The 19,691-nt window shown below is 43.1% G+C and carries 14 protein-coding genes and 1 pseudogene; 5 read left to right on the plus strand and 10 right to left on the minus strand.

What is annotated here, in order from left to right:
• Window positions 1-347: 347 nt before the first annotated feature.
• The 4 genes and pseudogenes from ACXAH1_RS06055 (at window position 348) to ACXAH1_RS06070 (ending at window position 4,701) form a co-directional block, all read left to right on the plus strand.
• On the plus strand, window positions 348-2,390 hold the full coding sequence (locus ACXAH1_RS06055; RefSeq protein WP_475194802.1) for a hypothetical protein: 2,043 nt from the start codon (window positions 348-350) through the stop codon (window positions 2,388-2,390).
• A 17-nt stretch (window positions 2,391-2,407) separates the two neighbouring features.
• A pseudogene (locus ACXAH1_RS06060) lies at window positions 2,408-3,022 on the plus strand (HEPN/Toprim-associated domain-containing protein); the annotation flags it as partial.
• Window positions 3,023-3,169: 147 nt separating this feature from the next.
• Complete coding sequence (locus ACXAH1_RS06065; RefSeq protein ID WP_475195125.1) at window positions 3,170-3,586, plus strand: HEPN domain-containing protein; 417 nt, start codon at window positions 3,170-3,172, stop codon at window positions 3,584-3,586.
• 269 nt (window positions 3,587-3,855) lie between these two features.
• Window positions 3,856-4,701 carry a hypothetical protein gene (locus tag ACXAH1_RS06070; protein ID WP_475194807.1) on the plus strand — a complete coding sequence of 282 codons (846 nt, stop codon included), beginning with the start codon at window positions 3,856-3,858 and terminating at the stop codon, window positions 4,699-4,701.
• 65 nt (window positions 4,702-4,766) lie between these two features.
• Here ACXAH1_RS06070 and ACXAH1_RS06075 read toward each other — a convergent pair whose 3' ends face one another.
• The 10 genes from ACXAH1_RS06075 to ACXAH1_RS06120 all read right to left on the minus strand — a co-directional run bounded on the left by ACXAH1_RS06075 (window position 4,767) and on the right by ACXAH1_RS06120 (window position 18,541).
• The gene (locus tag ACXAH1_RS06075; protein ID WP_475194809.1) at window positions 4,767-5,543 is read right to left on the minus strand and encodes an endonuclease domain-containing protein; all 777 of its coding nucleotides are present in this window, start codon (window positions 5,541-5,543) and stop codon (window positions 4,767-4,769) included.
• Between the two features lie 137 nt (window positions 5,544-5,680).
• The gene (locus tag ACXAH1_RS06080) at window positions 5,681-6,520 is read right to left on the minus strand and encodes a BrxR family helix-turn-helix transcriptional regulator (RefSeq protein WP_475194812.1); all 840 of its coding nucleotides are present in this window, start codon (window positions 6,518-6,520) and stop codon (window positions 5,681-5,683) included.
• An 8-nt stretch (window positions 6,521-6,528) separates the two neighbouring features.
• A complete protein-coding gene (locus tag ACXAH1_RS06085; RefSeq protein WP_475194815.1) occupies window positions 6,529-7,404 on the minus strand; it encodes a DUF7281 domain-containing protein in 876 nt (291 codons plus the stop codon).
• On the minus strand, window positions 7,401-8,648 hold the full coding sequence (locus tag ACXAH1_RS06090) for a hypothetical protein (RefSeq protein ID WP_475194817.1): 1,248 nt from the start codon (window positions 8,646-8,648) through the stop codon (window positions 7,401-7,403). Before ACXAH1_RS06090 ends, ACXAH1_RS06085 begins: the two co-directional genes overlap by 4 nt.
• The gene (locus tag ACXAH1_RS06095; RefSeq protein WP_475194820.1) at window positions 8,645-9,295 is read right to left on the minus strand and encodes a hypothetical protein; all 651 of its coding nucleotides are present in this window, start codon (window positions 9,293-9,295) and stop codon (window positions 8,645-8,647) included. Before ACXAH1_RS06095 ends, ACXAH1_RS06090 begins: the two co-directional genes overlap by 4 nt.
• Window positions 9,288-12,992 (minus strand): ATP-binding protein, encoded by a 3,705-nt coding sequence (locus ACXAH1_RS06100; protein ID WP_475194822.1) that lies wholly within the window; start codon window positions 12,990-12,992, stop codon window positions 9,288-9,290. Before ACXAH1_RS06100 ends, ACXAH1_RS06095 begins: the two co-directional genes overlap by 8 nt.
• 694 nt (window positions 12,993-13,686) lie before the next feature.
• Window positions 13,687-14,289, minus strand: coding sequence for a type I-F CRISPR-associated endoribonuclease Cas6/Csy4 (gene cas6f, locus ACXAH1_RS06105; RefSeq protein ID WP_475194825.1), 603 nt, complete (start codon window positions 14,287-14,289; stop codon window positions 13,687-13,689).
• The gene (gene csy3, locus ACXAH1_RS06110; protein ID WP_475194827.1) at window positions 14,286-15,308 is read right to left on the minus strand and encodes a type I-F CRISPR-associated protein Csy3; all 1,023 of its coding nucleotides are present in this window, start codon (window positions 15,306-15,308) and stop codon (window positions 14,286-14,288) included. Before csy3 ends, cas6f begins: the two co-directional genes overlap by 4 nt.
• The gene (locus ACXAH1_RS06115) at window positions 15,308-17,359 is read right to left on the minus strand and encodes a type I-F CRISPR-associated protein Csy2 (protein ID WP_475194832.1); all 2,052 of its coding nucleotides are present in this window, start codon (window positions 17,357-17,359) and stop codon (window positions 15,308-15,310) included. The genes csy3 and ACXAH1_RS06115 overlap by 1 nt, the downstream gene beginning before the upstream one ends.
• A gap of 3 nt (window positions 17,360-17,362) precedes the next feature.
• Entirely contained in the window at window positions 17,363-18,541 is a 1,179-nt protein-coding gene (locus ACXAH1_RS06120; RefSeq protein WP_475194838.1) for a TniQ family protein, read from the minus strand.
• Window positions 18,542-18,996: 455 nt separating this feature from the next.
• On the opposite strand from ACXAH1_RS06120, the gene ACXAH1_RS06125 reads away from it, so the two are divergent.
• On the plus strand, window positions 18,997-19,683 hold the full coding sequence (locus ACXAH1_RS06125; protein WP_475194842.1) for a DNA-methyltransferase: 687 nt from the start codon (window positions 18,997-18,999) through the stop codon (window positions 19,681-19,683).
• The last annotated feature ends 8 nt before the right edge of the window (window positions 19,684-19,691 follow it).

Raw genomic sequence — 19,691 nt, forward strand, 5'->3', positions numbered from 1 at the left:
TGTCAGAAGCGGACCATTAGCATAACTCATTAATGCTCCGTTACGTGCTTCGAATAATTTGCAATGTACAAGTGAAAGTCCAAGTTTACCAAAATTTTAATTATGACACGAAGTATCGACTAACTCGGTGGTTATTCATACATAAGCCAGCTTTGTGCGTTGTAACCCAAACTGCTTAATTGGCACAAGCTGCCAAGAATTATCCGTTCCATGTATCTGGCAAAATCAGTTACTGTATCTATTGTTTATCAGCAACCAATAGCTCAAAACTCACGTATGTCACTGATTTATTTGTATGCAAGTGGCTGATATCATAAGGCGTACGAAAGTTAAGGATATTAGACCTCATGAGTGAAGAAATTAAAAACGTTTTTGTCGAGAAGATAACCAAAGACGAGCTTGCCCCTCCTACTCGAAGAGAGTTCCATTTGAAAAAATGGAATCGCGAGTGGGATAAAGTCAAGGTTCAGGCTACAGCTCGCGATAAAAGGGTATATGAAGCTGGTCTTATGATCGATAGCTTACTTGGCGAGGTGCGTTCCAAACTTGTTGAACTTTATAACCATGCACCTAAAACGACTTATGAAAAGTTGATGTTAGCGTATGTGGCTATTTCTAATAGAGAGTTAGCTGTTGCATTTAAACGAGCAGTACAAAAGCCACCCACTACAACTCAAGGAGTAATGATCGAATCTGGCATTGCTGAGAATCCACTGAGTTTACAAGAGATTGTCCATGGTGCTGTCGATGGCTGGCAACTCGCTATTCGAGAGTGTCAGAGAAACATTGATAAGAATCAAAGAATAACCTCGTCCGAGAATGCGTTAGATATAATGGACTTTATCCAGCGGGAGTCTTGGTTGTCTAATTTATATTCGTCCTATGAACACTTATGGCAATGCATCATCTGGTCTGATTATGACATTGAAGATCTCAATAAAGAATTGAAGTATTTTTGTGTTAAGCAGCCATTTACTCCTTTTGAGGTTCACTTCGAAGCTAGTGCTGTCCGCAAGAATCGACTAAGTAGCCAAAAATCACTCATTGCAACTAGCCCTGAACTACAAAAGTTATTCATAAATGATAAGTTCGTGAAGGTTAAGCGTCAAAATAAGAAGCGAGTAGCCTTTGCTGTTGCTGTACGTGATGCTGGAGATAAGCTGATTACATGGAATACTCAATGGCAGCTACAAGTATTTGACATTCAAAAGTACTTTCCGAATGACTGGTTGACTAAAGATCATGGAAAGGGTTTTAGTATTTACGAAGCGCTTGAAGTTATGAGATGTTTAATGCTTATGGCAAATAGTCTCTATGAGAAATTTCCAGAAGATGATACTGCTCTTAATTTAAACCGATTATTGGAGTTCTGCCCAACTGTTTCATCGCAATCGTTACGTTTGGCTTTGAAAAAAGCAACCAATATTGGGGCTGAGAAAGTATCAAGGATATTGGATTTCTTAACGGCTACATCACTACAAACTAGTGATTTGTGGTGTGAACCATTGATCAAAACATGCAGGAATGAATATGCAATTTTGGTAAGTGCGTTAGCTTCACCGTCATTGAATCGACTCGTTGAACACTGGTTTTCTTCATTTGAGATAAATCTTGAAGATAAGGGCTATACATATGAAAAAACGGTAGTTGAGTTGCTCAATGAACAACTTAAAATGAATCCTTTGATCGAAGATTTTGACGAAGCAGTTGGGAAGAGAATCAAACTTGAGTCTGGAGAAGAAGAGTTTGACTTGCTAGTCCGTATTGGTGATTTGGTTATTGTTGGTGAGTCAAAATCAATCGTGACGACTGATTCACCAATATCCAAATATCGTACTACTCAAATTCTGTCTCATGCTAGTAATCAAGTGGTACGTAAAACGGAGTTTTTGAAAGAAAATCTTGCACAAATATTCGACAGGCTCGGATGGGAGTTTGATACAGCGAAAGAGTACAAATTTACTCAATGTATAGTGAATAGTAGTCAGATCTTAGTCGGGCATAAATTTAACGGGGTTCCAGTAGTAGATGAGAAAATCCTGAAATATTACTTTGAATCACCGAAGATTAGAATTATGTCTGTTCCTACAGAAAAGGGAGAGTTTAAGGATATTGCATGGTATGAGCTATATGGCAATATAAATGAGTTAAAAGATAATCTCAAAACTTACTTGTGTAATCCGCCTCAGTTAAATGAAGGTGAAGATTCATTTGAGTATAGCGATATCAACCTACCTTATATCTCTGATGAATCGTATAAAATCACGAAGAGGAGATTGATAATTAAACAAGTGGACCCACTGGCAACCATGGAACGCGAGCATAGATTCCGTGTCGTTAAATCTGCTGATTACGAGAAAGAAGCAGTACAGATTAAGGTAGCAATGTAAATCGTAAGGAGATCAAGGTGAGAAGCTACGCAGGTCTTAATATTAAAAATCATGAGTTGCTCTCGTGGAAGAATACTTATGATGAGTGGTATTTTTCGAAGCAAGACCGAGTGAGAGAGATAACAGAGGAAGACGATTCGAAAAGTTTCATTGGCTATCGAGTTGATGTAAGGACGCTACGCCGACGCTTGAAACTTGCTGGACATGACCTTCGTTCTGCCGAAAGAGACTTTAACGATACCCGAATGCTCTAGATTGAAGAGATGAAGGAGTCTCTTCAATGGCATCGTGAAAATCAGAAAAAGAAACCAGAGCAATTTCACGTTGTTATGATCGAAGAGATCACTTCGGAGCTGGAAGTTATCCAAGTACATGAGTTCAAAGACTGGTTGCTTGCACTGCCATTAGTGTTATCAAAGGATAAGGATAATCTGGAACAAGGTATATACGACCAAAAGGTGCGTATAGAAAATGAGCCTTTACTATCGTTTATGCTTTCTTCTTTATCGGGAGTCTACGGCGATAATCAAGGTTTTGCTGGCGCAACGTTTCCATGTAGGTATGTTGAAACATATGCTGTAGCGCTACTGGAAATAAGTAATGATGATGATGCGTGTGAGCTTGTTATTACTGATTTAATAAATGGTGGTTGGGTTGATGATTTCAATGACATTGCGCAAGTTCAAGCTGGTGAGACACAGTTTCATGAGCATTTAAAACTGTCATTAGATGAGCTATCAACCCTTAACGCCTCCTCGGAAAATAAAGTGCTACAAAGGATGGTGTTCGCGAGTGTAATTACTGCAATGGAAGCATACTTGTCTGATACCATGAAATGCCATGTTCTAAATCGCAGTGCAATCAAACGTAGGTTTGTTGAATCATATCAATCATTTAAGGATAAGATTGCCCGAAAGGATGTCTTTAAGTTTTTAGATACGCTTGATAAAACGCTAAACGATGAGATTGATAAGATTTCATTTCACAATGTCGATACGATTAAAGACTTATACAATGACGTTCTTCTTTGCAACTTCCCAGAAGACAAGCTATCCGATTTGCGCCCTTCTGTGTTAAAGAGGCATGACATTGTGCATAGGAACGGTAAGAAGACGGATGGTTCTGTGGTAGCAATTTCTCAAGACGATGTAAAGAGCCTTATTGAATTTGGTATATGGCATAATCAAACATATTGATATGCAAATTATTGATGGGTTATTGGTTGATTCCGAGTAGATAGTGTCAGCAGATGTGCTGACAAATAGCTATCAGTTTATATTTTATACATTACTATTTTTAATTTGATAACTGAGCATAAGATCTAAAGCTGTAACTCGAAATTGTCCATTTCAATGACTGATGGTGTGCGTGTCTGAAGGCCAATAAATAAAAGTATTGAGACACGGTAACTCGTTTTACTAAGTGATAACTTAGTACGAAAATACAGAAACTAAAGGTGCTTATCGTGACGAAATTACCTACAAACTCACCAACGGATTTTTGCGTAGCTTTTATAGAAAGGGAACTTGAAGATAACCGAGAGAATAAGCTTTGGATGAACCGCTGGTCACTTATGCAACGGATGATTGACCAGGCATCAAACCTTGAAAGGGTTTACAACGAGCTAATTAATCGGTTTGGTTACGCTGACAAACTAGCAATCATTTGCGAATCAGAAAGGCCGAATGCTGAAGCTGTTTGGTTGACATTGGAACATATCTGGATGAGCGAAGATTTTGCGAAGGAAGAGTTTATCCAAGCTAGAACCAATAGGCGTGAGCTACTCAAATTACAAGAAGATATCTCGGAGCTTTCATGTCGTCTGGCCGATATGCTAAGACGCCAGAGTGAATTGTATGAGTTATCTGGTTTTCGCCGGCATGATTATCAAACAGCAGTCGATTCGTTGGTGCAAGGCGGAGAGCATAACTATCTTTTCGGGGCTTACGTTAAAGATGAGCTTGAAAGTCTTGCGTACCAATATGATCTTAAATACTGGCCTTCACGGGCTGATGTCGTAGAAGCCATTGGTGAGTTTGAAGAGCTTCAACCAATACCACAACATGTTGAAATCCCTGATGCGGTACTAGATGGAAGAGCATCAGACCATAAAGATTTTGTTCTTGCGTTTGATGCCCAATTTGATGAACTAAATCAGCTACCTATCGGATTTAGATTCAGCAATCAAGCTATGGCAGACATTATCAATGTAGTTTTAGATTTTCCTGAAGATAAACTCATTCTTGGTGATACTATTCGGACGATCAGGAATCGATATGTAGTGGTCAATAGAAAATGCCCACAGGTTTAGGGCAAAAGTCCTAACACGAATTAGATATGAGCTAGCTACATTAATGTGTTAACACATTAATGTAGCTAGCTTTTCTTATTCAAGTTTAATGGGATAGATCTTCCCACTAAATCGAATCGTTGCTGACATTCAATAGTTATATTAGTCTGGGGCAAATTTGAAGCTGCCTTGCGGTATTTTTCTAGCAAAGTCTTATTTCGATAATATTCGCGAAAAGAGCCCTCTGCAAAACCTAAATCTTTCATTGTAGCTCTGGTGTGCAAAGGGTCACTATCACATTCATTCCATTGCTGACCATACCCGAAGTATCTACAATACCACCCATTAGCTGGGGCAAATTTTCTATATGTACGCCACATCTTATCCGTAGATTTACCTTCTAGAACATTACAACTGCGGCATAATAAAGCCCTAACCATACCTGTTGAATGGCAGTGATCTTTCACCAAGTGGTCATTTGATTTAAATATATTGCCTGTCGCCCAACACATAAAACACTGCCCTCCCTGTAGTTCTGATAATAAGAGGCAAGCAGCTTCTTCTGGTGGAGGCACCTTTCTATAAAGCGACAGTTCTTGATAGAAAGATATAATCTTGTTCTGCACTGAAGACTGCCATAAATCGATTTCGTGTTCTTTACGCTCTATTCTTTCCTCTACTAGTAATCTAATATTTTCAGGGAGATGTGAGTTGCAGAAGTTTCCAACTGTAGAATAAACTTTTGCATTCCTAGTGCACTTCTTCCCGTTAAGAAATTTCCCATCACATTTTTCATCAGGCGTAAATAGCCATCGAGTTTCGTAACCTTCCGTTAGCTCAACTTCTTTATTACTATCAATCATACACTACCTCTATATTGGTAATTTTGAAAGTGAGCGTTGCTAAAGGCAGTGTAGTCATCAAAAAATCCGTGTGTAACCGCAAACTTTACCATCAAACTCATATTCAAACCCTAACTTCGCTATGCTAACGATATAATTTAGAACAAGTAATCTTTTACTCTGTCGAAATTCAGCAATATTAAAGGGCGAACATGTGGTAGGTGCTGGCAGGGATGATGTGCTATTTGGTAATAATCTAACAGGTAGTTTGCCATAGCCGCACGAGTTGTGATCGTAAATTGCTCAGGGTGCGGTTTATCCATCATAACAAGCCGTTGCTGTGCTGGTTCCAGATCTGGGTGCGGACCGATCTCCAATTTGATGTAACGGTCCCATAGTTCATCTTCTGAACGTACTATTGACTTACCAATTATTTTTCCTATGGTAAACCTACCAAGGTTAAAGTCACGAAATTGCTGATTTAGCTCATCATAAGCTCGACAATGCCACCGTAAACCGCTATATGCAACAGCGCGAGGATGGATAATACGCTCAATCCCCTCAGGATTCTTCATTGAATAATATTTCACAGACACGCTCAAGGAGTGCCGAATGGCCTTTGCGAGTATCTGCATGATCGCATGATCAGGTGTTGCGAGGTGGGCGCGAGCAAATGTTGCAGCATCAACAGCCCATACATTGTCTTGATAAGTATTTTGGTTGTTGAGGAGGAACGCTTCATATTCTTGCCAACGAGGGCTAGCGTAATGCAGTTCGAATGTAGGCCCAGTCTCGAATGCTTTTACGCTGCGGTTGTAAATGAGTGCTTCTGGGTGTCGCTCACGGTATTTAGCTACAATATGTGTGGCGTTGCCAAGAGTAATGCCAAACAATGGAGCAAGGCGCGTGGCGTTGACCTCTCCTTCCCAGTATAAGAGTCGTTCAATGATGGCAAACCGGGAGGTTGTTATTTTGTTCAGGGGCTTCAGGTCTTTCATTGTAATCCTTAAAGAGGGTAAACTCTCAACTGAACACTATTAGAGATCAATGTCTCTTGAGTAATAGCAAATTCTGAATCCTTAATGCGGTTTCCGGCTCTGGTCAGACTTGGATATCGTTCTCGGTTAATAACACCATATAATTGATGACGTTGTTTGGTGAATTCAGCCTTTTTATTCATTTTAACATCTAGTGCTGCGCCCTCTGAAGGCAAGATTACTTGACGAGCACCCAAGTTCGCAAATTGCTCAGCCTTTTCCAGCCCAGCCCCATCAAAGTCAAAAAAGACTGTGAAGGTGCAATTAGCGTGTTCTTTTTCCAATAGTTCTAGTACGAGTTTTGCTGCCTTATCGTGTCCTCGATACAGAATAAGCGTTTCATCGCGACCAGGCATAATATGTCTTATTCGATCCCAGAGCCTGAATGGCGTGCCATTTTCTACGATGAGTGCATGGTTTATTTGGGTCATATCCAGTGCCGCTGGTTCTGCAAAAAGGAAGGTGCCTGGAGGGGTGACTGGGTTATGACCTTGAACAAAAGGGATCCCTCTCGGTGACGGGTAAGCCATGTGCATCAGCCCGGCGAACGGGCCAGTAGCTGTAGCGACTTTTTCCTGTGCGGTCTGTCTCGCGCCATCAAGATAATTATCAGCGTTGAGGTTGTATGTGTGGACCGGGTGGCCAAGACATTGTGTATACGCAATTGCAATGCGCCTAACTTCTTCGCTGGTGAGGAATATTCGTTTGCCTCGCACAATACCCATAGGGCCGGTGTCAGGAATATTTTTCAAAAACGCGTGCGAGGCCGTTGAGTCCGGCAAGCTTGGTTCACGCTTGACAAGCAGTTCCTGGATTGTCTTGATCCCTTTTCTTGTAAGTTTCATGCGAAAGGTCTCGTTCTGCGAATGAAAATGATATCGGTGACGTCACTTGTTCCGGAGTAAACGATATCAGGTAAGTCTTGTACTTGCGCGTCCCAGATCTGGTTTATTGCTTCTTTTTGCGCATCATAATAGTTCATCAGTGTCATCATCCAGTCAGCGGGAGATGCAGGGACCTCCAGTTTTCCGTGTTGCTCCATGGCGGACAAGTGGCGGATGCGCTTACTGTTCATCAATGCTTCGATGAACTCCTCTGCGCAAGCAAATACGGGGTCTAAGGTTTCAGCCTCTCCTTGTTCGCCTCTGGTATCGATAACGGGGAGCTCTGAGTTTGGCCCTTTAGGTTTCTCGGCCTGCTGTTTTTTTTTCAGAGCCTTGATAGCCATGCCCTCAAGAACGTCTCCATCAATTGCAGAATCGATGTCTGCGTAACCAGTGGTGAATAATGGGGCTGTTAAATGGAAAAATTCTGGAAGACTGTCCATGCCGGAGATATTAGGGGTGTAGCCAGGCTCCCGGGCATAGTGTGCACTGAAAGTATCAATAAGTCCGTTAAGCTGCTGTATGCGCTCATCTCGAATGAACTTATTAAGCATGTGATGAAGCCGCCGGCCAATTTCGGCCATGCTTGTAACATTGTCGTCGACAATGCGCTTTAAGCGTTTCATCAGTTGCCGCTCGAGAAAAATGTCGTGGCCTACCCGGGCGCGTAGTTTTTCAACTTCCAGTTCCCTAAATAATGTAGTGAATTGTTCCAGTTGGTCGATGCAACGCTTTGTCAGCCGAACCCGTTCAGCAATGCTAGGCGTCAAGCTGAACTCATCACTCACCAAAAAGTGAAACATGGAAACCGCCTCTGTAAGTAATTCGGAGATTTCCACAACCTTATCTTGAATATCTATTTCCGGGGACTGCAGATCGCTGCCGCGATTTCTGGCGTGTTGGTATATATAAATGCTGTTTTCCAGTTCATCTACGAGTCCGGCAAAGGTTGCATGGTGTGCACGAAACTGCACGCGCGCTGAGACGTGGTTAAATAGCCCCCTCACTTTACCGTGGATCTGGATCCCCGCTGCGATGTCAGAAGGGTATGCCAGTTTATGTTTAAGCAGGGCTTGTACGGTCGCATTATTGTCGTCTGTATCTTCGAGCTGTCCGTGATTATTAACGCAGGCGTTGCTCACCGGCGCTGCATGATTTTTCAATGCGGAGATCGCCTTTTTCGTTTCTTCCAGTTCTGCGTTCATAGGTTAAACTCTATTTGCTCTTCGTCTTTTTCGTGCGTATCGGTGATCAGCAGACCGTCTTGCTGGCGGATAAACTCAAGCTGTTCGTAAAGAAGTGACCACTTTGCGGTTGCTCTGTACACTGTCCCCGCTCTCCCGCCGACAGGAGTCAGAAACTGCTCATCGCGGAGATAGTTCAGCGTTGAAGTCAGTTTTCCTTTCGTGTTTTGTTTTACACTGTTTGGGTTCAGCTTTTGAGCGACAATGGAGAGTTGTGTCTCCAGTGGCGCAGAGTCTTCGATTGCGCCGAGCAGCTCAGATTCACGGATGGTGTCCCCATATTCCACCGGTTTAGCCTCGCCTGATAGGCTACGGTACAGACGCAACCAAGCGATAAGACCGTCGAGCTTGCCTGCAAAGACATTAAAATGCTGTTGAGCATCATTCTGGTGGCCATTATCCAAAGAGTTGTATATAAGGTAGAAACCTTGGCCGTCTGACGTTTTACGGATTTGCCGACCAAGCCGATGAAGGTAGATATCCATGTCCTCAAAATGTCTTTCGTCACGAAGATATGAATGAGCATCTTGGTCACTAATAGCGCAAACAACTTGTCCGGTTAATAGAGATGTTGCGGTGTTTTCAAAGTCGATGAAATGTTCAGGCATGAGTCAGCTCCTCATCTAGAATACGGTTGCGGGATTGGCCTTCAGCATATTGAAAGCGCTCAATTCCTTTGCCGCGCACTGCACGGTACTTGTTTGTGAAGCGCTGGCGGTGAACTTGGTTTAATTTGGGCTCAGCGCAGAAAAGCGTGATTTTTTCGTTGTCCATGAAGTTGAAAATACGAGTAATGTTTTCATCATGTAAGCGGCCCATTTCGTCCATTGGCCAGTGTATTTGTACGTCGTTATCGTTACACAGGAAACGGGTCATCCCGCCAAAAACAGCAAGAAGGGCCAACTCGGTTAGGCCGGTTGACGAGCTATGGACAAGCTGCTCGTCATTTTTGATGATGACAGGCGCGTTACCGTTCTCGGAAAAGCATAGGTGCATTTCAATGTAATGGCTGACGGTATCATTTTGGAACCTACGCATGCCACCGTTTTTCATAGCTTCAACCGTGCTGCTCGCGGCTTGTAGCAATGTGTCGTCCGGTAATTCTGTTTGTCCGGCTTGTGCCCATTCATTCCATACCCGCGTCAATTGTTGCAGAATATGCCAAATTTCGAATTCCTCAAATTTTGATTTCAGCAACACGCGAATGTCTGTTATTCCGGGGAATTTATTGCTGGTGTTCATTCGCTCCCCGAGCATGCTTGAAACGCTTTTTACTTTCAGATTCAGAGCTTTCAATGATTCGTAAAAGCGCACGTAGCGTTGTCCTAACATCTTCATATTTTCAAGTTGTAATTTGGTAATATTGGGAATGCTTTCCCGGACCAGACGCTCGAGTGCTTCTGCGCGATCAAACACTCGGTCCCTTTCCGAGCCAGGCATGCGCAATTTATCGTATTCTAGCTTGTATTGGACCCAGGCCTCAGAGATCGCGTTTCGGGCGTTCCCTTCAGATAATATTTCGTTGGCCGTATGTATCGCCTGTTTGATTTTTGTGGTTAGCTTGCGGCTGTTATTGCAGACATCCGTGCTTTGAGTAAGCAGCAGTGCTAATGGTGTTTCTTCACCTCGGACCTCAGGAGGGTGATCAAACGGGGTTTGTTTAATTTGCTCTTCTAAGTCTCTTTGGCGGCCTTCAATATCAGCAAGATTTGCTTTGTATGTGTTTAGGTTGCCTTCCATTTTTTCGCACTCGTTACTCAGTTTTTCAAGCTGAATATAGCATTCACTTTTAAGCGCTCTTAGCAACGCCTCTTCTTCGCGCAGCTTAGCCTGGTTCTTGTATTGATTATGTTCTTTTTCTTCAACTGTAGCCCATCGTGTCTCCTTCCACAGATTGAACTCCTCAAGGATTTTACGATACCCCCTGACGTTTTCTACCTGGGCAGCCAGCTCATCGGCCCGCTTCTTGGCTTTTGTAACCGCTTTGTCGTCAATATTTTTGCTTCGTAACATGCCGTCATAAACGGTTTTGAGTTCAGTGAGTTGTTCTTTTTCCAGCTTTTTGCTTTCGTCTATCTGAGTATCGAGGAGCTTTATCGCGGCTTCAAATTCAGCGGTTCTGATGCTCTCCCGGATGCAGTATTCCTGCTTTCTTTTGTTGCCGTTCGAACTTATTATTTCGGTTGTTTCGTTTGTTTCGGTGTCGAAAGTCTCCAGATTCTGTTCTGCAGCCGTGAGTACCTGGCTGGCTTTATCAAGGCGCACTTTCATTGCATTTTTAAAATCCATTTCGAGACGTTCGCGTTCTAGGCGTAGTTGTTGGCCATTTCTCCGTAAGCTCTGCTGTTTATTTTTGATGCGGCTGAGTTCTGTGTTTAATTTGTGGATCTGTGCGGTTGTGGTTAAAATGTCTTGTTCACAGGCGCCTACCTGCGTCAGGAGCGCGTCTTTGTCACGCAAGAGCAGCTTGACGCGTTGTTCAAGTTGTTCATTGGGTTGAGCGTAATCGGGCAGTTCCGCCTGTTCAGTTTTCAGCTTCAGCCCGAAGATACTACCTGGGTCATTGCTTTCGACAATAGTGGGATTTAACTGTGTGTTGTTCAGTGCTTCAACACTCAGCAATCGGCCGAAGGTTTGACGCCAGTCGGGTACATTTTCACTAAGGTATGCGCGCAAGCTGTTTTTATTCGGGTGCAGCAAGCTCTGTACACTTTCAATAGTCTCTTCGCATTCGCTTAATTTTTGCTTTAGTCCACGAAGATGGTTTTTGTGATCTGTGATTGTACTCTCTGTGTCGTCCAGTTGATACTGAGTTTGTCCTTCATGATCGTCTAGCCGGGATGCCTCTTCGTCTATGGCGTCCCGTTGCTTCTGGATCTTATCAAGGGCCCCCTTCTCTTCTTGTGTTTCGTGATTAGCTTTTTCTTCGTCTCTGGCAGCTTGATTGATCGCCAACACGAGTTCGTTACGCTTGCCGTTGCGTGTCACTTCGTATTGCTTAATGGCCTCGTTTGTTTCTCGTTCAATCTCCTGGGCCTGCTCATTAACATGCACCAGGTGATTGGTCTTCTCCCTCTCGATTGTGGAGATTTTGCCTTCGATTTCTTCGCGCCGTTGAGATTCTTTAGCAATCACGTTTGATCGTTGTGCTTGATAGGCGCTATCTTCGGCCTCGACCGATTCCAGTAGTACCTTATGGTGGTCTTTTGCCTCCTGCGCGCAGCTCACAAGGCTGTTCAACTCGTTGTAGGCCGCGGCTTTATCATCCAGATCAAGGGCATCATATTCATCGCGTTCCTGGTAGAGTTTATCTAGAGCTTTAGTCAGATGGTCACATGTACTCTGTAGCTCAATCACTGTAGCTTGTTTGCCGCTAATGCTGGCGTCAAACTGCCTCTTGTCGTTTGTAAGCTGGGCTCTGAGTTCTCCGAGCTGGGATTGTGTTTTAGTTTGCTCGCTGGTAATTGTGGCACGATGGCTGTCCAGTTCATCGTTCAGTCGCAATAAGGTGGACCATACTACTTTAATGTCGTCATATGCCTGAATGGCGGCTTCGAATTCGCGTTGGCTCGACATCATACCTTTTAGCGCGCTTAGCGCATCAATAGTTAAAGTGTCGTTCGCATTGTACGGGGCTTTTCCAACATCCAACTGACTATCAATAAAGCAATCAGCAATCATGTTTTTTAATCCTTCCATCAGCTTTGTTTTCTTTAGCATGACGGAAGTCAGCCGTTCGATATGCCGCATTGATTGCCCCGGGCGACAGAAGGAATACTTGTCAGCCAGATCTTTGAGTCCTGACTGCCTAGCTTTTATAGGAGACAAATGAGATAGATTATGTTGAATGATGGCGCAGTAATCTTTAATTGTTTTGATTTGCCGTGAGACTTCGGTTGTCTGCGCGACATGTTCAGCCAGCCAACGGTCAATGTTTTCTGCACTGTTCAACTTCGCCTTGTTTTGTTCTGTGAACAGCGTAGAGTTCGCATCCCCCATGACAAACCGGTAATGCAAGGCGTTGTTGTGTTGATACACTACAACACAAATGAGCTGCTCTTGACGTTGGTATTCGAAAATGACAAAACTTCGCGCTTTTGAGAGGTAAAAGTCCTGGAAATTTTTTGATTTCTCCTTGACCATATAGTTCGGATCAATGCCATAGAAAACAGGTATAAGCACGAGAGATGAGGTTTTGCCAGCTCCGTTTGTGCCGGTGATGTTGGTGTGTCCCAGTACGGAAATTTCCGTCAGTGAAGGGAATACGCTCTGATTGGTTATAATACGCAGCAGTGCAGATTTCATAAATCGTTATCCTTGATCATGTATACTGAATCAATGTACATCGAATCAATATATAACCAAAAAATGGTGGAATAACAAACAAAAAATAACTGAACGACATCTAAACCAGACAGTCGACAATTCATAAACATATGAAAAGTTGACGCTTTTAAGGTGGTAAGCAGACTTAAAGTTGGGCAGATTTAATTAAATGTACTTTTAGACTTGATGTGTCGCGCCAAATCTAGATATTGATAGTTTGGCGGTGGATGATTGGTAGAGACTTGTCTTCTACCATTCGCCTGAAGAAACCTACCACTCTTGAACTCGTAATGAATGCATTTACTCACCTTTAGTGAATGAAAATATCCCAGCATTTGCTGAGATATTTTGAAGTTAGCCCTGCCTTTTCGGCAGTTGTATGTCATACGATGTGGTTGTTTACTTCCTGGCCTAATTTCAGCTGCCTATTCGGCAGGTTAATAGGTCAACAAGCTGTTGACCAAATTTCATAGATTTTTAGCTGCCTATGCGGCAGGTCACGTTTCTTAGGCACAATATTCCCCTCGACGCTAATTTCCAGCTGCCTATGCGGCAGGTCACTATTAAAGTTAGCCTAAAACTTTATAAATTCCATGCAATTAAACCTACTTTTAGCAAATAACTTTTGTTTCCAAGTCTGCTCTTAACTCTTTGATATACAGCATTCTTAAAGCTATTCAGATTTAAAAGCTAGTAGCGGAACACTGCCTGTGTGCTCTTCGTTTGTTGCAAAGCCATAGCTATTAAAGGTGTAGTGTATTGATTCTGTTGGCTCTAACCTTAAGTGCAGTACAAAGTCGTTTTGATTGCTTTTGCTGGCGATGGGGATTTTATGAAATGGGCTAATTTCTTTATCGTCAGGTACATACTGTGGGATATATTCTTCACCGCGAGCTTCGGCTCTGCGTTTTGCGCGCTCCATTCGGCGGCGTTTTTCACCCATTAATAATTTACCTAGGCTTTGGTCACGGATAATGCGAACTTCTGGGGCATCTGCTGGTACGGGCTTGATAGCAGATATTTCAAATAGCTTGTCGTGGGCCATCATTTCAAAGTAGTTTTGCTGGCTTAGGTTTTTAAGTGTGGTTTTATCTTCACTCACAAAAGCTATCTGATTGCCTAGATGTTTGTCGGTCCATTTAGGGAAGCTTACACCAATGTGGTTGCAGCTTCGTTTGTTCATAAAACCGTGCAATATGCCAATACAGCGGCCTGCTAATAGGGTTACATCACAATTTGTTGGTAGGTAAGTAATGGTGAAATATGCTCGGCTCATTCTTTGGTCCTTTGGAATAACCCGCCTTTGATTAAAACTGCTGCTATGTAGTGAATATGGCTGGCTTGCTCTTGGTTTTTTAGGCCGTTTTGCTCCATTTCTTTTACGTATAGCGCCACTTTTTGTAGCAGTGAATAAAAGTCTAGATGGTTGCTTGGCCTGCGTCTGGCAATCACGTTTTTGTAGTCAGCGCCGTATTCATGAATTCTCAATCGCTTGTTCGTATCTTCGTCGTACCAGTCATCAATCATTTGAATGGCAGCTCCCACCTTTTGAGAATGAAAGCAGGCCGCGTCTTTATCAGCGATTTGAGTGTAAGCGTAAGCTCTTGCGACATCATCGCTTTCTGCGAATGATTGGCTTGGGTAAATCTCTTGCCCAAAGTAGGTATCGAGCTTGGCCGTTACTTCTAAAAAACAAAAGCTGTAAGGGTCTTCTAACCCCGTTTGTATCACTTCTGTGAGCGTATGTAGGGCATCTTCAGTTTCACGCCAATTGCCATCCCAGCGTAAACGGTTTGCTTTGGTGATGCTGATAGGGTCAAACCCTTCGCCAACTATCTCTAAATCTACATTGGGTGATGTTTTGTTTCGCCATAGCCACTCACACATAAGAATGTTTTTGGCGTAGCGCTTTGCCAACTCCCTAAAGCCACCATGCTGCTTGTAGGTGCTCATAAAACGTGTGAGCCAATAACTTACTTTTGGCTCACCACATACATTTGGTTCTAGGCTGTTTGCTTCTACTCTGAGTGAAAACCGGCAATAGAGTTCTTGCACCGTGGGTGGCACATAGCAAAGCTCTATAGTGTGCGGATTACCAAAGGCCAAATCTTGCGGTGCTAGCTCTTTAGGAGTGGCTTCCTTTTTGTAGGCTTCGGCGAACCCTGACTTTTGACCTCGGATTTTTTGCCGCTCAATTTGCAGTGGCTCAAAGTCGCTTTCGGATGTTTTATAAAAAAACACCGCCTTACCTGGCGAGAGTGAGCGGGTGTATGTGAGCTGGCGCGGGAGTTTCATTAGTCGTACTCAAACTTGGCTTTTTTCATAAGCATAGATGCTTTTTTGCAATGCATGGCCCAAAACCCGTGATTAAAAAAATGCAGAGCACCAGATAGTCGAACAGTGACCGCATCTACACATTCAAGCAACCCAATAGCAGGCTCAACATAGCAATGGAACTTGGTGATTGAGCCTTGCCTTGGCTTTGGCTCTTCAAGAGCTAAGTAACCCAGTGCAGCTGGCCGCATAGTGGGTCGCAGTGTTAACTGCTCAGCCAGTTCCTCAAAACTGCTCACTTCAACCGATGTTGGATATAGCCAAGAACCGCCTTTAGGTAACGAGCGAATACGCTCAAACAATGCCGGTGGTTTTGCATAAACTTGGCACCAATCAACTTGATCATATAACGATGGCGGATGAAGCGTACCACCCGCATAGCGCGATGGAAATGCCGCTTTCAGCAGGTTTTCAGACAAGTCGTTAGCAACAGCTTGATTGTTGGTTTGCACCCTAAACACCAAATCAAAACATATATCGCACTTAGGTATTTGCATAATTGCCGAACGCAGCGGTACACGCTTTTGACCGTCTTTTTTGAGTTTGTTGGGCTCTGGCAACTGCTTGTTGTTGTGCAATTGATACGAGCGAACATACACGGCCACACCAATCACATGTACGCCACTGCCTAAGAGCTTTTGCAGCTTGCGTTGAAATTGATGCCCCAAACCCTCAAGCGCGGTGATTGATGGCATACCCATTATGTAAGGATTCGGCATTGCCTCGGCGTTGTAGACTCGCAATTTCTGACAATGCACGTACTGAATATGCTCCGCCTCAAATTCATCTGCTTGGTTATTTTGATGCGATAGCACATAGCGAAGTTGTGCTTTTAAGATAGGCATTAGTTCTGGGTGATAAGCGTAACGCTTTAAGTATTTAAGTCCACTCATCTGCCTGTTTAGCTCTTGGCTTAAAACAAGCTCTAATTGTTTGTATTCCTGCGTGGCTAAAAGCTTTACAGGCTCTGGAGCTGAATCATTTATCGCTTCACTTTGCGCCAGTTTGATAAATTTTTCTAACCATCCATAAAGTGCTGTTCGTAACGTCTTAGTTGCAGCAATACGTGCCAAACGCTTTTGCCTAAGCGTATTAAATGGCTTTGACTTTGACAGCACCAGCAAAGCCTCACTCACTGTTTTGCTATTTAATGCCGCCACATTAAAAAGCCGTTGTTCGTCTTGGCTGTAGTAGTCATTAACGGTAGTCGCACTATAGGTTTTGGCAAAGTACTTAAGCACGTTCGCTCTGCCGCCCAGTGCGCTTGGCAGCTCTCCAACATTTGCAGGGCGATTGTGTTCAATGACCCCGCGTTTAAGCAAACCGCTGCGAGTTGCCATTTGCAGCGCAGCTAAAACGGCATGACTTACAACGGGCGATACACTCAAATAGTCATGTTCAATTGGAATAAGTAACTGAGGGGTATAATTACTAATTTGCTCGGGCAAGTCTTCATTAGGGAGCTGCGCGGCTATTTGCTCACACACGGCAATCACATCTCTTTTTAGTAATCCTAGCTCTCTAAACTGCGCTACCCAAAAACCCTCTTGCTTTGCAAGCAGCTGCGCCAAACACATATATTCACCACGCCAAACAAAGCCAGTTAAAAACAACTTAGCATGATTAATTTTAGAGCTGTCGTGCGACCAGCCAAATTGCCTTGGATAACTGCTACTACTGACTACCCTAAGCCCATCATCAACCACTTGCGCCATTAGCCTTTGGTGGCTAACTCGAATATCGGGGTATTTTAAATTATGGGTGTGATACCACTTTACTTCATCAATACAGGTTTTAAGGTGTTGCTCATCGCGTAGCGCAGCTTTGGCACTACTCACACTCGCTAAATCTTTAATGTCTTTTCGCTTGTAGGTGAGGTTAATTAAAATCACCAATGCTTGAGGTTCACTCCCTGTAATATCAATATGTTCAGAGTATGGTGCAAATGCGGCTCGTAGCGTTTGGGTAAGCTCTTTACTTGGCGTATTTTGTAGTAGTGTGTGCAGTTCCATTGATCACCATGGTGGTACAAATTGTTGTTGGTTATTAGGCATGTTCGGTGCAAAAGACTGTTGTAGTTCAATGACCTGTCTGAGGTAAAACACGCTATCGCTCGGCTTTAAAAACGTATTCTTTTTAGGTGGTTGAACTGCTGCTAAAAAGCCCTCTTCGTATAACCTAAACACTTGCTCGGTACTTGTGCCAAGAATTACTGCGGCACCGAGCATAGAGAGCAGAAGATCACCCAAGTTTGGGTGCTTTTTCTTGGGGTTTTGCTCAACGAGCTTGGTTAAAAATGTAATGATGGCCAACTGCACCGTGTTGTAGCCGTGCGAGCCAGCGCAGGCCAGTTTACTGTCTTTAAGCAAGCTACCAAATACATCATTAAATGGTGTGTGGTTAAACGGCCTAAGCTGCTTTACTTTCGCAAGTTCAGCGGTGTTACCTAGTTCATCCTCAAATCCACTGGGCCAGTTAGAAAAGTAGCTTACAAACAGCTCACTAAAATCATGGTCATCATAGCTAATAGCTCGCCACTGACTAAACCAAGCCATAAGCCCGACAAGTTTTGCAACGGCATTTGTTGCAAGGGCATTTGCCAATTTAAAATCTGCTTGATTTGCCTTTGGGCCTTGCTTGATTGCAGCACCACACTCACACTCTAAAAACGCCTCAGACGCTCTGTAATCAATTTCAGCATCACATTGCCCACATATTCTAGTTAATTGCTGATTGTGCTTGTGACAAGCTTTATAGGCTCTTAAATGCCAGAGGTAAGGTATGTGCGTATCTTGCTTTAAACATTCAGTGCAAACAGGTATGCCAGACTTGCGAAGCAACTGACGAGGCACCAATAACCCACCACGAGAAACCGCCGTGATAGCGCCAAACTGTGTATTGCTGCGAAGCCAACATAAATTAAGCAACCCAGACGCTTCAACCCCAGACAACTGTGCAACCAACCGCAGCGCACGAACCCGAAAGTTACTTGATTGCGATGCCTTATACACATCAACCGAATGCAACTCGTTTGGAAAAGCCCCCTCCAGGTCGTGATCTTGTGTAACCAGCCAGTCCCACAAAATATCAGCCATATCAGAAAAGCCAAGGTAGCCATTGTCTTGTGACAAACGAAGCAAATAGCTTTCAATGGTTTCGTCGGGATAAGGAGTTGTTTGAGATAGGAATTGCATTTAAAACCTAAACTAAGGAAAACTTAGTATAGGTTTAGCTGAATGAAAACCAGTTGTCAAAAGACCATTATTGACTTAGATCACCTCCCAATTATTTACATAGTCGTAATATAGCTATAACTTAGCTATCTCTAAGGATGTATTGAAAGCGGTTGAAACTAGTGAAAACTCATAGATCAAAATAAGGAGGTCTAGATGGCCTGCAATTGTTGTGGAAAGAAACTAAATAGTGGAATGATCCACGTAAACGACCAAAATGGTCAAAAATTTAAATCATGTCCGCACTGCTCAGATGCTAATGGTTCTGAACACGTATACCACCCTTACCCAAATAACTTCGGAAAAACTCCGGCGAGAAAAACAGCTCGTAATCCGGATGGCGATCAAAGCTACTGTATCGATTGTCGACACCTAGCTAAAGGTAAAGCATCAACCGCATTCACAAATGGGCGAACATGCGGATCGTTCAATTGAAATCATCACTAAAAGTTTATAAAAACGATTCAGTGAAATGGTTATCGACACTTTCAAACGAAAGTGTCGATTTAATTATCACTGACCCACCCTATGAGTCGCTAGAAAAACACCGCAAAGTTGGAACAACTACAAGGCTCAAACATAGCAAAGCATCCAGCAATTCTTGGTTTGCGATATTTCCTAATTCACGCTTTGAAGAGTTACTTGTCGAAATATACCGCGTGCTTAAGAAGAACTCTCATTTTTATTTGTTTTGTGATCAAGAAACTATGTTTGTTATCAAGCCAATAGCTGAAAAAGTCGGCTTTAAATTTTGGAAACCAATCATCTGGGATAAGGTATCCATTGGTATGGGGTATCACTATAGAGCCCGTCACGAATACATCCTTTTTTTCGAAAAAGGAAAACGAAAGTTAAATGACTTAAGCATCCCTGACATACTTTGCCATAAAAGGGTTTTTAAAGGTTACCCTACCGAAAAACCCGTTTCTTTATTTGAAGTATTGGTTTCACAAAGCAGTGTTGAAGGCCAACTTATTGCTGATCCTTTCTTTGGCTCTGGCGCATCCTTAATTGCAGCAAATAATCTCAATAGAAACAGTGTAGGGTGCGATATTTCTGATGACGCTCATGCCTATCTGCGGGATAGAAAGGAACGCAAATAATCTGGCGA

This window comes from Pseudoalteromonas sp. AWH4_217, assembly GCF_056161105.1.

Bases quoted from the DNA above. Each gene is read 5' to 3' on its own strand.
- ACXAH1_RS06055 (WP_475194802.1), top strand. From the start codon at position 348: ATGAGTGAAGAAATTAAAAACGTTTTTGTCGAGAAGATAACCAAAGAC.
- ACXAH1_RS06065 (WP_475195125.1), top strand. From the start codon at position 3,170: ATGGTGTTCGCGAGTGTAATTACTGCAATGGAAGCATACTTGTCTGAT.
- ACXAH1_RS06075 (WP_475194809.1), bottom strand. From the start codon at position 5,543: ATGATTGATAGTAATAAAGAAGTTGAGCTAACGGAAGGTTACGAAACT.
- ACXAH1_RS06080 (WP_475194812.1), bottom strand. From the start codon at position 6,520: ATGAAAGACCTGAAGCCCCTGAACAAAATAACAACCTCCCGGTTTGCC.
- ACXAH1_RS06085 (WP_475194815.1), bottom strand. From the start codon at position 7,404: ATGAAACTTACAAGAAAAGGGATCAAGACAATCCAGGAACTGCTTGTC.
- ACXAH1_RS06090 (WP_475194817.1), bottom strand. From the start codon at position 8,648: ATGAACGCAGAACTGGAAGAAACGAAAAAGGCGATCTCCGCATTGAAA.
- ACXAH1_RS06095 (WP_475194820.1), bottom strand. From the start codon at position 9,295: ATGCCTGAACATTTCATCGACTTTGAAAACACCGCAACATCTCTATTA.
- ACXAH1_RS06100 (WP_475194822.1), bottom strand. From the start codon at position 12,992: ATGAAATCTGCACTGCTGCGTATTATAACCAATCAGAGCGTATTCCCT.
- cas6f (WP_475194825.1), bottom strand. From the start codon at position 14,289: ATGAGCCGAGCATATTTCACCATTACTTACCTACCAACAAATTGTGAT.
- csy3 (WP_475194827.1), bottom strand. From the start codon at position 15,308: ATGAAACTCCCGCGCCAGCTCACATACACCCGCTCACTCTCGCCAGGT.
- ACXAH1_RS06115 (WP_475194832.1), bottom strand. From the start codon at position 17,359: ATGGAACTGCACACACTACTACAAAATACGCCAAGTAAAGAGCTTACC.
- ACXAH1_RS06120 (WP_475194838.1), bottom strand. From the start codon at position 18,541: ATGCAATTCCTATCTCAAACAACTCCTTATCCCGACGAAACCATTGAA.
- ACXAH1_RS06125 (WP_475194842.1), top strand. From the start codon at position 18,997: ATGCGGATCGTTCAATTGAAATCATCACTAAAAGTTTATAAAAACGAT.